This is a genomic window from Bacillus sp. FSL R12-0074, from assembly GCF_038005725.1.
Classification (GTDB): Bacteria; Bacillota; Bacilli; order Bacillales; family Bacillaceae_G; genus Bacillus_A; species Bacillus_A mycoides.
In genome coordinates, this window is the sequence record NZ_JBBOTR010000001.1 from 3162170 (window position 1) to 3174984 (window position 12815).

The window sequence follows — 12815 nt, forward strand, 5'->3', positions numbered from 1 at the left end:
TGAAAAATCATCGCATATTCACGAAATTGTATCAAATTTCAACATTAATTCAAAACAAAAAGCATTGGATACCCAATGCTTTTTACACTTACGCAAATAGAGACGTATTCGCATATAAAGCTGGTGAACCACCTGAATGTACGAATAAAATGTTGTCTTCTTTATTAAATTTGCCTTTTCTAATTAAATCAATTAATCCTGCTACTGCTTTACCTGTATAAACTGGGTCAAGTAAAATACCTTCTGTTTTCGCAAGTAACTGTACTGCTTCAACCATTTCTGGTGTTGGTAAAGCGTATCCTGGTCCTACATATTCATCAAAGCATGTAACTGCTTCGCGTGAAATAGAGTTTGGAATGCCTACGTGAGCTGAAGTTTCATCTACAAGTTTTGCTACTTTCTCTTCTTGCTCCGCTTTTCCTCTACTTACGTTAATTCCGATTACAGGAATTTTACTTTGTGTTCCGGAAAAACCAGTAATTAAACCAGCATGCATACCAGCGCTACCACTTACACAAACAACTGAACTGAAATCAATTCCTTGCTCGAATGATTGCGCCATAATTTCTTGCGCACAAGCAATGTATCCCATTGCACCAGTAGGATTTGATCCACCAACTGGTATTACATATGGTGTATTACCTTTTTCACTAACTTCTTTCGCTACTTTATGCATCTCTTCCATAAGATCTGCTCCGTTTGGCACAACAATTACGTTTTCAGCACCTAATAAATGATATAAGAAATAGTTTCCGTTAAAGTCTGGCTTTTCTTCTGGCTCAAGCCCTTCTTCTAGCACAAGAATACATTTCATTTTTTCTTTTACCGCAGCTGCAAGTGTTAGACGGCAATGGTTTGACTGAATACCACCAGCTGTAATTAACGTATCTGCACCCTTTGCCTGTGCATCCGCAACTAGAAACTCTAACTTTCTCGTCTTATTACCGCCAGCTGTTAAACCAAGTAAATCATCTCGTTTAAAATAAATAGTCGGCCCACCAAGTACTTCAGAAAAATTGTTTAATTTTTCAATTGGTGTATATGATTCTGTATATTTTTTTCTCGGAAATTTAGCTAAATTCATCAATAACGCTCCTTTTATACTCTTTCACAGTAAATGTAACCATACTATTATTACATGGAAAAATGATGAAGTCACCTTTCTGGATTAAAAATGTAGGGAATTTCGTTTCAGTGCATGAAATTGCATTAACGATTTTAACCTCAATACGGTACATGAAATTTATATCAGCGATTTTCAAATTATATCGACCGATACTTAAAATATATCGACTTGCCGATAAAAAACGACAAAATAAAAAGAGCCCACTCATTAAGAAGTAGGCCCTTACCAATCACTTATTTACCGAAAAACGAAGAAGCTGTGTTAATCCTGGCTCTAAATTCATTTCGCCTTTATGGCGTACGTATACAATTTTGTTCCCATCAAATTTTGGAGGATTCGCTTTATTGTACGTGTACCACTCATTCGTTCCTTCTACATTGTACTCCATATACTCTGTTGCACCAACGATTACGTTTTTACTATCATCAGCCGTTACATCTGGTGCCATTTGTGCAATTTTTGCATCACTAATTAATAAGTTCTTTATACCTTTATCACGTTTATAATCGTAAGCCGTTACGACAACATCGTTACCATATGCTTTCACTTGCAACCCTTGTTTAAAAGAAGATCCATCCGGAGCATGGATCTCGCCGCCATTTGGACCAGCTGACCTCCATCCTGTTTCAATGCCGCCCGTATTTACAACTGTAAATCCTTTTTCATCTCCGCCTGCAATTTTCTTTTTACCAGCCCAGTCTGGTAAATTTAAATCCCAATGCGTATGACTCGTAAAGAAAACAACTTGCGGATAGTCTTTTAATATATCGTACAATTTATCAACGTTTAAATAATCTTGTAAATACGGATTTTGTCTTGATCCAGATACTGTATCAGGTAAAACGTGATGAGAGAAAATGAAAATCGGCTTATTTTTATCTTTTTGACTATACTCTTCTAAATTTTGTTTTAACCATCCTAATTGCTCATCACTCATATATACTTCATCCCACATTTTTGAATCGTGGTATTTCATATATTTTTCAGTTCCTAAAAATAAAAGCGGATAACCATCTAATTCTTTTTTATGATATACCTTATCTTGTCCGCTAAATTTTAAATATCGATTAAACAATGTCTCTTCCGTTACACCATTTGGCCATGTATTTTGAGAGAGTTTCCCATCAGCTGTCCATTTACCAGCGTAAAATTCATGATTCCCAACAGTTGACCATACATTTTCCGGATGCTTATTTTTGTTTAGCACGCGCTTTACATCATCATATTGTGACTGCTGTCCAGTTGGTGTTATATCCCCATTCATAATAAGCGCTCTAGAAAGTGGTGTCACTTTGTTCATATCTTTTAATACGTGATCAAAATCCGATAAATCCCCTTGAATGTCACTAATTACATTAAACAGCGTCGCTGTTTTTCGTGCTTGTGCTTGTTCTTTCCCCTCAGCATTCATCGAAAACGTTGGTAATAACACTGCCATAACGGCTAACGAAGCAACTACCTTTTTCATACAAATTCTCCCCCTAATAATAGAATGTATAAACTGACATGTTCTGCTTTCTCTTAGGTGCTTGTCCAATTCACATTATAGGGAGGGATTGTAAAGATAGATGGAGTTAAAAGTTAAGTGTTTTTTAAGAGATTTTGTCGTTTTTTTCGCATTCCACAATTACCGATTCGCGCCAATCTAACTTTATAGCTTTTAACATTAAATAAATGTAAATTTATTTAATACATCTTTTAGTTTAATACGTTGTCTTTTAATCTCAGTTACATTACTACAACAAAATACTCTACCTTTTTAAGTTCTCTTCATTTAATCTGAATAACTCTGGTAAAGTAAAACGTCCATCTTTTCTGTATATTTTTCACAAAAAAATAACGTTCCCCCCCCTTTATAGATACAATCTCATTTATTTTTCTTGGCGCTCCGCATCCCATTCACTTAAATAAGATGCATATTCTAATTCATCCGGATTATCATGTAACATAGAAATAAACTCTAATTTATTCCCATCACAATCCAAAAAGTATATACTTGCAGCTGGCATCCATCTTTGGACAATTGGCTCTTGATTTCCTTTTCCTTGGCTGCCTACCACTTCTATTCCACGATTCTCTAACCATAATTTAGAAGTCTTTAGAAATTCTAAATCTACACCAAAAGCAAAGTGTTTCATCTCAAAATCCTCAATATTATGTACTTCCCATAGCCCAAGCATTTGCTTTTTACTTTCTCCTACCCAAAAGAAAGCCACTTTTCTTTTCGATAGTTTTCTTGCTAATGCTAACCCTAACTTATTGTGATAGAAATCTATCGCCTTTTCTAAATCTCTTACATGTAAATGAGTTTCATATATGTTCTGTATCATTCTACTTGCTCCTTTCTGTATTTGTATTGGTAACAACGGGTTAAGTAGTTACTGTAATTTTAAATCTAAAGTATGTATCTCCATATCTGTTATACCTATTTACTATTCTATCGAAATTAAAATATGGTATATCCAACTGAAGTAGTAAATTCAAATAAAATTTCTACTGCTTTTGCAGGAAAGATCTCCAGTACATTCATATGAAATCATATTTAAATAATAAAAAAATGCTATTCTTTTAGTAAGAATAGCGCTTTTGACTCTTTGGGAGGAGTTAATATGGATGTGTGGCGGTATAGTTATTAATAATCTTTGTATTAGTAGTTATGCGTAACTTCTGCTCCGTTAGTTGTATAAGAAAAAGCAATTCTTCATTAATACAAATCGCTTCCATTAGATTAGTACATAACTTTCTCCTCATTAATCCTCAATTTCAATTCCAGCTTCCTTAAATGGTACTAATACTTTTGGATAACACAGCGAAATATATTCCACTGTTTTTAAATTTTTTAGATTCTGAAATCCTTCAACAGATATTACATCAAATAAACTATCTTCGCCATCCCAATCTGGCTTTAAGATATGATAAATTTCATTCCCCCCATCAAAGCAAAGGGAATCAATCTTTTCCAAATCACTTATTTCCAAAGTTAACTCTTCTAAAAAACCTCTGATTTCAACAATTGGTCCAGCTCCTGAATACCATTCAAATTTATTCGTATACTTTTCTATTAAGTCTTTTAATTCTTTTAAAAATAATGGCTCTTTATCTAATAAAGCATCAATTACTACTAATTTAAAATTAAAATCCTGAAATATCTCACTCTTCCCCATTTTAAATTCCTCCAATGTTATAATATCCTTACCCAAATTATTATAAGTAAAACATATCCAATTGCAGCTACTTTATTTCTTTCAATATCATATTAAAAAGGGATATGCTTAATTGCATGACCACAATCGAGAAAATATACATTAAAAATATTTTCTTACTAATTATATTCTTTATATACTTACCTTCGCTTCTCTAGCATCCTGTTTCTTAATTAAGTCTAAGTAAAAATGCGAGACAGTTGTGTTGTAATAAGGGGAAATGAATATGAATGACAGATTAAATGTAAACATACCTATAAATGCTGTTAATAAAAACCAACCAATAAAAGATAACCAAAGAACAAATAACTTGAACTTATGCCCTTTCATTATTCTTTTACTCTCCCTTAGTGCTTCACTTGCTGTATAATCCTGATTCTCTATTAAAATATAATATGCCATTGAATAAGAAAAATATTTAATAATACCTGGAACAATTAATAACAGGCTCCATAAAAATAGAAAAATAGCCTGCAACACTCCTAATTTCATTGATTTAAACAAATTGTTCTTCCTAAACCCCACAAATACATCGTCCACCTTAGCATCTTCATTTTTACCTAAGCGTAAGGTGAAAACAGAATACCCATAATTAAAGATACCTTGTATGACACTGTAAATTAAGAAACAAATCAGTCCTATAAAAAAATAAGTTAGAATAAGTAAAACTAGTGCTGTTGGATCTACTTGTGGTTGCCCACCAATTGAATAAATAAAGAAAACATCCAAACCAATTACCCCAATAAACAGGCCAAGTATTAAATATATAAAACTAGCAATCGCTGATGCACTTAAAGTTGGTACAAAATAGTATAACGCCGATACCCCTATACTTACTCCCCATTTCCCATCTAACGAATTAAGTGCTGCTTTCTTTAAATTTCTTATCAAACTTGCACCCTCCTTTTTTCTATATTTTAGTAAATAAAAATTTTACAAATAAAAGAACTTGTAACAAGTCCCACTACAAGTTCTTTTAGCTTATCAAAACAAAATATACTTTCTACATAATCGGGGGTAATTTCTAAAATATGGTTTATTAAAATCATTATATAACATAATCGCGAATTTTCGTTGAACATTCTGTTTTTTTGACAAATACACCCCACATTCTTCCTTATGTTCATCTAGATGTAGTAACTCATGTAACAATATATCTATCATTATCTTTCTCAATAAATCCCATCCTCTTGTTTTCCACAAAAAAAGACACAGAGATCCCTCCCCATGCCTACTAATCCTCTACTTCTTCACCGCATGTACATAATGCACCGTCTCAAAAGCTTCTAAATAATCGTTTCGTCCTTCAAAATATAATGTATGAATATCCTCTGGTGATAAGTGCTCATAAATGAGTAAGCCCGCCTTCTCTAACAGTGCTTCCATTTCGGTATAAGAAAAACACGATTTCATCGGTTCTCCGCCTACTGCAGCCATTTTTACCATATTTTCAACTCGATTGGACAATCCTTTTTCCGTAAATAAATTTTCATCCGGATTATCGAAAACGATAGAACTTCCCTCTGGAACCATCGCAAATAAACGTATTATTAAACTAGAAAGCTCCTCTTTCGTTAAATAGTACGTAACACCTAATAGGCTAAAGAAAGTCTTTGTATTTTCAAATCCTTCATTTACTAATTTTTGCGTAGAGAAACCCTTAGTAAAATCCATCGAAACAAAATGAAGATTGCTTGGAATTTCAAGCTCTGCTTCTTTCACTCTTTGTATTTTAAACGCTTGCGTAGAAGGATAATCAACTTCAAATATTTCTATTTTATTCTCTAATTCTCGGTGTCTAAAACTGAACGTGTCTAAGCCTGCACCGAGTATGACGTATTGTTTTGCACCTAATGCAATTTCATGTAGCAATACTCTTTCACAATATGCCGCGCGTGCCAAAGGTGTTGGTGATAATTGAACTTGTGTAATCCACTTTAATATTTCTTGTGGATTGTCTTGAAACTGCTGTGCAATGTCTTTATTGAAAAAATGTATTCCTTGAACCATGTTCGTTTCAATATCATTACGTTCTTTTTGTGAAATAAGATCTTTAGCTACATAATCATCAAAGATTTTAGGACTATCAAATTCACTATGATACGCCCTTCCGAAAGCTGATACTAACGATGTTACACTTGATTCACCTTGTTTCACGCACATACACTCCTTCATTTTCACAACAAAAATAGGGTCCCCCTGGCCAGGAGAACCCTATTATACACTTTATTTTTATATTGGTAAATTATAGCATAAATAAGTTTTTTTGTCAAGTTTTCAGCCTGCTAACACTCCGACACTTTGTATATTCTCCGGCAGGAACATCGGAATTATATACATAATTTTCTGAATTATTTATTCATTCTTTTTTGAGCAGTATTAGTATCTTGAGCTACCGGTATGTGTTCGGTAGCTCTAGATAAACCTGTTTTTGGCATATTAACATAGATTGCTTCAGAAGCACCTTTTTCTATTTGATAGGTTTCGTGAAAAACACCGACACTCCCATTATCTTTAATCTTATTATTGTATGATTTCCAAGCATATGAATGATTTTTTCCGTGAGCATAGTTTACTAATTCGTCGAATCCCTTCCAGTATTGAATTAGGATTACTTTTCTCCAACTAAATAAGAATTCTGTATGTAAGAAACCCCATTGTGGATTTTGATACAATTCTTTAATCATAGGTCCCATAGCATTAAAAACTGGTATCCACTTCCAAAATTTTAATAGGTTATTAATACGCATACCAATAATAAAAACAACAAATTCTTGATCCTTGCTATTGGCTATATGCCTGCCGTTAAAAATTTTAGCCCCCACTTTAATCCCCCTTTTTTACTGAACATAAATAATGTGCAGCTCCCAAATAAACCATAACACTTTTCCATGAATTTCCCAATTGATTCAACATAGATTATGAAAGGCTGTACTTAACAATAAAGGGTATATGTTTCCTACCTTTTTATTATTAACAGCTATTTTTAATATTTGTTCTAAACCTCCTTTTCACCAGGAACATTTTCATAATATATTTCAATAACGATAGCATTGCCGCTCCCTTTCTAAACAGAATATTTTTTAGTTCATTTGAGTTAGGACAACATCACACTCCTTCGTATTTTTTGCAAGACTAGCTTTCAACCTTGAGGGAACACCCAAAAGCTAATCAACTCCCCTACTCTATGAAATAAATAAGCGAATTTAAAAATTACATAATCATAGATTCTTATGCAAATACTTCCTCTAGGCGCCGAACATGGTATATAATAATAAAATAATCTACTTCTATATGCTCAATTTTACACAAAACAGCTCATGCATATGAAAGAAAAGAGGTACAAAAATATGAAAACAAAACAAACAATCGCTGCGTCTACACTAGCTTTAGCAATGATTGCTGGCGCAAACTCTACTCATGCGGAAGTAACTGATGCTACTCCCCAGCAAAGTACGGGAGATCGCTTAGCTGAAATTAAGCAACATAGACAAGAGTTAGATGCGAAATTGCAGCAGCACAAAGAAAATGTGGATCAAACATTAAATGAACTTAACCAAGTTAAGGAAAATGTTGATACAAAGGTGAATGAACTACATGAACGTAAACAAGTTGCAGATGAAAAAATTGGCGAGATTAAACAACATAAACAAGAGTTAGATGCAAAACTTCAGCAAGACAAACAAATCGCCGAAGATAAAATCGCTGAAATTAAAGAGCATAAAAAGCAAGTAGATGAAAAAGTTGCTGAAATTAAAGAGCATAAGCAAACTGTTGATGAAAAGGTTAATGAGTTTAAAGAACATAAACAAACTGTTGATGAAAAAGTGAATGAAATTAAGCAGCATAAAGAAAATATCGATGCAAAGGTTAATGAGCTTAAGGAAGTAAAAAAACAGGTAGATGACAAATTAGCTGAGTTAAAGAAAGCGAAACAAACTGCTGAGGACAAACTTGCTGAAATTAAAGAAAATAAACCGAATACAGGTAACACATTAGAAGAACTTAAGAAAATTAAAGGCAATTTAGATAGTCTTTCATCTAACTTAGAACTAGCTAAACAAGATGTGAAAAACAAATTAGCTGAGTTACAAGAAGCTAGACAAGATTTACTAAATAAAATAAACGAAATGAAACAAGCGAAACAAACTGTTTCAGACGATTTAACAAAGAAAAAACAAGACTTAGATATTAAAATAAATGATTTTAAACATACTGAGAAAAAAATTGATGACAAATTAGCTGAGTTACATACAACGAAGCAAAATGTAGATAACAAAATTAATGAAGTATCACAATCGAAACAAACAGAGACAGACAATAACAATACTACTGTTCCAGCGAAAAACAGTGCTAGAGAACTTCCTAACGCTGGTAGTGAGCAATCAAGTAACGTGCCTTTAGGAATGTTATCTGTCTTAGGTGGACTTTTATTAGTAACACGAAATAAAATTAAAACGTTCTTCTCAAAATAAAGCTATTATAACTATTTTAAAATAATCATACAAAGGCCAACCGCACATATATGTACGGTTGGCCTTTTTTCTTTATATTAACTTCCCATCTCTAAGCGTCAATATACGATCACATACATCAAGCATTCTTTCATCATGTGTAATCATAATTGCTGCTTTTTGACTTTCTTTCACTTCACGTTTCATCATTTCCACGACTTCACGTGCGCGTTTTGAGTCTAAGCTTGCAGTTGGCTCATCCGCTAATATTAAATCTGGGTTGTTCATGAAAGCACGAGTGATTGCTACCCTTTGTTTTTCCCCACCCGATAGTTGATTTGGATAATGAGTTTTTCTTTCAGATAATCCAAATGCTGCTAGCAAGTGATCCGCACGCTTTTCAGATTCTTGTTTGTTTTCTTTTTTAAGCTTTGCAATGTAAAGCAATTGTTCTTTTACATTTAAATATGGAACAAGATTTGCGAACTGGAAAATGAAGCCGATTTTTTTCAAGCGAATGTCTGTCATTTCCTTTTCTGATAACTTCGTAATATTTTGCTCACGAATGTAAATATCCCCTTTTGACGGTGATAGTAAAGCACCTGCGATTGATAATAACGTACTTTTCCCTGATCCAGAAGGACCGACGATTCCGATAAATTCTCCAGCTTTCACATCAAGCGACATCGGATGAAGGGCTGTTACTTCTGTATTCCCTTCTCCGTACACTTTACTTACTTTGTCTAATTTTAATAATGAAGTCATTACATCCCGCCTCCAATTGCTTCTAATGCATCAACTTTTAATACTTGATATAACGAAATAAGTGTTCCTAAAATACTAATGACGATAAAGATTGCTGCATATTGTGCAATCATTGGTGTTGTTAATAAGAACGGCATACCCGCTGGTAAAATTTGTTCTAATCCTTGTACAAGAACTATACTGATTACCATCGCAACGACTGATAAGAATAACGCCTGCACGACTAAGCTATTTGCTAAATAAGAATTTTTCGTACCGATTGCTTTTAGTACACCTAATTGCTGTGTTTTTTGCAACGTAATTACGTAGAAGAATACACCGATTAGTAACGCAGCGATAACAAGTAAGAACGCAATGATCATCGTTAATGTTCCTTGCTCTTCTTTAAATCCTGGAATACTTTGTAATACTTCTTTTTTGTCGATAACATGTGCATTTTTAATTTCTTTATCTGTATTAAGCGCAATTGCACTATAATCTTTTTGGTTTGGTTGTGAAATAGCACCCCATACGTCTTCATTTACATAAACGACTGGTGTATGGCTAAACATTTGATCTTTCGTAAATCCAACGATTGTAAATTCTTTCTTTGAAACAGGATCAATAATTGTATCCCCAATATCAATTCCTTTTTCTTTAATTGATTCATCAGCAACCATTTCGTTGTTTGCTGTACCTAATTTCTCACCTTTTACAATTTTCGGTTCTAAAAATGAATCACGTTCACTTGAGAAAATAGCAACATCCACTTTTTTCGAACTATCTTTCTTTTCATACGTTGAAACTTTCACACGAAACGGAACGGCCTCTTTCTCGCCTACTTGATTTACTACGTTATCTACATCATCTTTCTTAATTTGTGAACGAAGTAATTTATTTTCTGCATCATCTGCTAATACAAATTTATTTGCCTCCATATTTTGAATCGATGAAGCATTATCATATGATAATCCATTTGCTAATCCTGAAATTACAAGGACTAAAAATGATAATAACACCATAATAAGTCCGATTAATCCGTATCTTAATTTTGATTGTTTTAATTCACGCAGAGCTAAAAACATTTCGCTCGCTCCTTCCTATTACTTTCTATGCACTTATCATAAAAAAGAAATATGAACGGAATATGAACAGAAGATTACAGAAATCAAAAAAAGACAATTCCCATTACGAAATTGTCTTCTTTTCCATCTATTTAGGAAGCTCAACCCGAACAGTAGTCCCTTCCCCTTTCGTGCTATAAACTGAAACGGTTCCTTGATGCAGTTCAACAATTTTCTGCACGATAGATAATCCTAAGCCGCTTCCTTCTACGTTTCTTGCCCTTGCTGTGTCTACTTTGTAAAAACGATCAAATATACGATCCATTTCTTCTTGTTCCATACCAATTCCGTTGTCTGATATAGAAATAACAATACTGGATTCTAATTCTTCTACAACAAATTCAACGGTCCCGCCATCGTTTGAAAACTTAATGCTATTCGTAAAAATATTACTCCATACTTGATGAAGTAAGTTTTCATCACCTTGTATAGTGATGTCCGGCACATCAAATTCGACGGCTATATCTTTTTCACGCCATTTCCATTCGAGCATAAAAATGACGTCTTTAATTTGCTTCTGCAGATTGAATTCTTTTATCTGTAAAACCTTCTCTTCTTTATCTAAAGAAGCAAGCGTAAGTAACTGTTTACATAAACTAGACATCCGCTTACTTTCACCCTCAATAATTTTCAAGTAACGTTTTCTTTCCTCTTCACTCATATTCTCCGATTGTAATGTTTTCGAAAAACCTTGTATCGAAGAAAGTGGAGATTGGAATTCATGAGAAACGTTAGAAACGAACTCTTGTCTCATTTGGTCTAATTCTTTAATGCTCTTTGTCATCTTTTGAAAATTAGTCGCTAGTGTACCAATTTCATCTTTTCGATTTTCATCTAATTCGATATCATATTCACCACTTGCAATCTTTTGAGTCGCTTTCGTAAATGTTCGAATAGGACGAACAATATACCCTGCTGCAATCGCTATAAAAATGATACTTAATACAACGATGAAACCAAGTAATACCGCTAGAAAAATTCTCATCTCGCCGAATTGTTGCTGAATGTCAGGGCGAATGAATAAAGCGTACTGTTTATCATCGTGTTTTAGCGGTACACCGACACTATTAATTAATTCATTATCGAAAAATCCTGTAATAAACAAGCGGGTTGGATATGTGGAAACGCCATTAAACGTTTCACCTTGCAATACTTTATGAACGGTATCATCACTAATTGTTATCTTACGAAACGCATTCCCAATACGCTTTCCATGATTTTCGTCATCTACAATATAAATTTCATACCCTAACTTCGCAATAGACTGTAAGTATGCCTCTTTATTCTCTTCACTTTGCTTTTCATATAATGATTTTACTTCTTTAGCATACATTAAAATCTTTTCACTATTGTACGGTTTTAACTTCACTTGATAATATACGTTCGTTAATAAAAAACCGATAATACTACTAAGAAGCATAATACCGACTGTCATAAAAACAAATCTAGAATATAGTGATTTCATTTTATTTCAACTCCAACTTATAACCGAGTCCGCGTACTGTCGTAATTTGAAAATCATCTGTTCGTTTTGAAAAACGATCTCTCAGTCGCTTCACATGAACGTCAACTGTTCGTTCATCTCCTTCAAAATCCATTCCCCATACTAATTCAATTAATTCTTCTCTTGAAAAGGTTCTTCCAGGATAACTAGCAAGTTGTGATAATAATTCAAATTCCTTTAATGGAAGCAAAATCGTCTGACCGTTACACTTCACTTCAAACCCTTTTCGGTCAATTATCGTTCCGTGTAATGTAATAATATCAGCACTAAGCATTTGATAACGGCGCAATAGAGCTTTCATACGGAAAATTACTTCAGCTGGTTCAAATGGTTTTACAATATAATCGTCCGTACCAGAAATGAATCCTTTTTCTTTATCGACTAGCTGATCTTTTGCAGTTAATAAAATAACAGGTATATCATGATACTTCCGGATTTCTTCGCATAACGTATAGCCATCAACAAACGGCATCATAATGTCTACTATCGCAAGATGAATATTTTCTTTCTCTAAAACGCCTTGCGCTGCCTTTCCATCTTCCGCTTCAAAAACTTTAAAGCCCTCTTTTTGTAAATGGTAATGCAATAACTCTCTAATATGTTTATCATCATCAGCTAATAAAATATGTATCATCTTCATTAAACCCTCTCTTGTTCATC

13 protein-coding genes are annotated in these 12815 nt (G+C 33.6%); 1 reads left to right on the forward strand and 12 read right to left on the reverse strand.

Annotated elements, in window-relative coordinates; genetic code table 11:
• Positions 1 to 88: 88 nt before the first annotated feature.
• The 8 genes from NSS97_RS16425 to NSS97_RS16460 all read right to left on the reverse strand — a co-directional run bounded on the left by NSS97_RS16425 (position 89) and on the right by NSS97_RS16460 (position 7154).
• A complete protein-coding gene (locus NSS97_RS16425) occupies positions 89 to 1084 on the reverse strand; it encodes a D-cysteine desulfhydrase (protein WP_044443488.1) in 996 nt (331 codons plus the stop codon).
• The gene (locus tag NSS97_RS16430; RefSeq protein ID WP_341113419.1) at positions 1071 to 1334 is read right to left on the reverse strand and encodes a hypothetical protein; all 264 of its coding nucleotides are present in this window, start codon (positions 1332 to 1334) and stop codon (positions 1071 to 1073) included. The genes NSS97_RS16425 and NSS97_RS16430 overlap by 14 nt, the downstream gene beginning before the upstream one ends.
• A 21-nt stretch (positions 1335 to 1355) precedes the next feature.
• Entirely contained in the window at positions 1356 to 2594 is a 1239-nt protein-coding gene (locus tag NSS97_RS16435; RefSeq protein WP_044443486.1) for a DUF4073 domain-containing protein, read from the reverse strand.
• 403 nt (positions 2595 to 2997) lie between these two features.
• Positions 2998 to 3456 carry a VOC family protein gene (locus tag NSS97_RS16440; RefSeq protein ID WP_341113423.1) on the reverse strand — a complete coding sequence of 153 codons (459 nt, stop codon included), beginning with the start codon at positions 3454 to 3456 and terminating at the stop codon, positions 2998 to 3000.
• Positions 3457 to 3876: 420 nt separating this feature from the next.
• Positions 3877 to 4290 carry a DUF6892 domain-containing protein gene (locus NSS97_RS16445; protein ID WP_107886608.1) on the reverse strand — a complete coding sequence of 138 codons (414 nt, stop codon included), beginning with the start codon at positions 4288 to 4290 and terminating at the stop codon, positions 3877 to 3879.
• Positions 4291 to 4461: 171 nt separating this feature from the next.
• Positions 4462 to 5220 carry a DUF975 family protein gene (locus NSS97_RS16450; RefSeq protein WP_044443480.1) on the reverse strand — a complete coding sequence of 253 codons (759 nt, stop codon included), beginning with the start codon at positions 5218 to 5220 and terminating at the stop codon, positions 4462 to 4464.
• Between the two features lie 351 nt (positions 5221 to 5571).
• Positions 5572 to 6492: a class I SAM-dependent methyltransferase gene (locus NSS97_RS16455; protein WP_341114650.1), complete on the reverse strand. Its 921-nt coding sequence runs from the start codon at positions 6490 to 6492 to the stop codon at positions 5572 to 5574.
• A gap of 188 nt (positions 6493 to 6680) precedes the next feature.
• Complete coding sequence (locus tag NSS97_RS16460) at positions 6681 to 7154, reverse strand: DUF4188 domain-containing protein (protein WP_341113427.1); 474 nt, start codon at positions 7152 to 7154, stop codon at positions 6681 to 6683.
• Positions 7155 to 7679: 525 nt separating this feature from the next.
• Here NSS97_RS16460 and NSS97_RS16465 point away from each other — a divergent pair.
• Complete coding sequence (locus NSS97_RS16465; RefSeq protein ID WP_341113429.1) at positions 7680 to 8804, forward strand: LPXTG cell wall anchor domain-containing protein; 1125 nt, start codon at positions 7680 to 7682, stop codon at positions 8802 to 8804.
• A gap of 72 nt (positions 8805 to 8876) precedes the next feature.
• On the opposite strand, the gene NSS97_RS16470 is transcribed toward NSS97_RS16465, so the two are convergent.
• The 4 genes from NSS97_RS16470 to NSS97_RS16485 form a co-directional block, all read right to left on the reverse strand.
• The gene (locus tag NSS97_RS16470) at positions 8877 to 9548 is read right to left on the reverse strand and encodes an ABC transporter ATP-binding protein (RefSeq protein WP_088030825.1); all 672 of its coding nucleotides are present in this window, start codon (positions 9546 to 9548) and stop codon (positions 8877 to 8879) included.
• Positions 9548 to 10612, reverse strand: coding sequence for an ABC transporter permease (locus tag NSS97_RS16475; RefSeq protein ID WP_000477761.1), 1065 nt, complete (start codon positions 10610 to 10612; stop codon positions 9548 to 9550). The genes NSS97_RS16470 and NSS97_RS16475 overlap by 1 nt, the downstream gene beginning before the upstream one ends.
• 127 nt (positions 10613 to 10739) lie before the next feature.
• Positions 10740 to 12116 (reverse strand): sensor histidine kinase, encoded by a 1377-nt coding sequence (locus NSS97_RS16480; protein WP_341113431.1) that lies wholly within the window; start codon positions 12114 to 12116, stop codon positions 10740 to 10742.
• 1 nt (position 12117) lies between these two features.
• Complete coding sequence (locus tag NSS97_RS16485; protein WP_341113433.1) at positions 12118 to 12795, reverse strand: response regulator transcription factor; 678 nt, start codon at positions 12793 to 12795, stop codon at positions 12118 to 12120.
• Between the last annotated feature and the right edge of the window lie 20 nt (positions 12796 to 12815).

Bases quoted from the DNA above. Each gene is read 5' to 3' on its own strand.
- NSS97_RS16465 (WP_341113429.1), top strand. From the start codon at position 7,680: ATGAAAACAAAACAAACAATCGCTGCGTCTACACTAGCTTTAGCAATG.
- NSS97_RS16445 (WP_107886608.1), bottom strand. From the start codon at position 4,290: ATGGGGAAGAGTGAGATATTTCAGGATTTTAATTTTAAATTAGTAGTA.
- NSS97_RS16475 (WP_000477761.1), bottom strand. From the start codon at position 10,612: ATGTTTTTAGCTCTGCGTGAATTAAAACAATCAAAATTAAGATACGGA.
- NSS97_RS16470 (WP_088030825.1), bottom strand. From the start codon at position 9,548: ATGACTTCATTATTAAAATTAGACAAAGTAAGTAAAGTGTACGGAGAA.
- NSS97_RS16480 (WP_341113431.1), bottom strand. From the start codon at position 12,116: ATGAAATCACTATATTCTAGATTTGTTTTTATGACAGTCGGTATTATG.
- NSS97_RS16455 (WP_341114650.1), bottom strand. From the start codon at position 6,492: ATGTGCGTGAAACAAGGTGAATCAAGTGTAACATCGTTAGTATCAGCT.
- NSS97_RS16430 (WP_341113419.1), bottom strand. From the start codon at position 1,334: ATGAGTGGGCTCTTTTTATTTTGTCGTTTTTTATCGGCAAGTCGATAT.
- NSS97_RS16435 (WP_044443486.1), bottom strand. From the start codon at position 2,594: ATGAAAAAGGTAGTTGCTTCGTTAGCCGTTATGGCAGTGTTATTACCA.
- NSS97_RS16425 (WP_044443488.1), bottom strand. From the start codon at position 1,084: ATGAATTTAGCTAAATTTCCGAGAAAAAAATATACAGAATCATATACA.
- NSS97_RS16485 (WP_341113433.1), bottom strand. From the start codon at position 12,795: ATGAAGATGATACATATTTTATTAGCTGATGATGATAAACATATTAGA.
- NSS97_RS16440 (WP_341113423.1), bottom strand. From the start codon at position 3,456: ATGATACAGAACATATATGAAACTCATTTACATGTAAGAGATTTAGAA.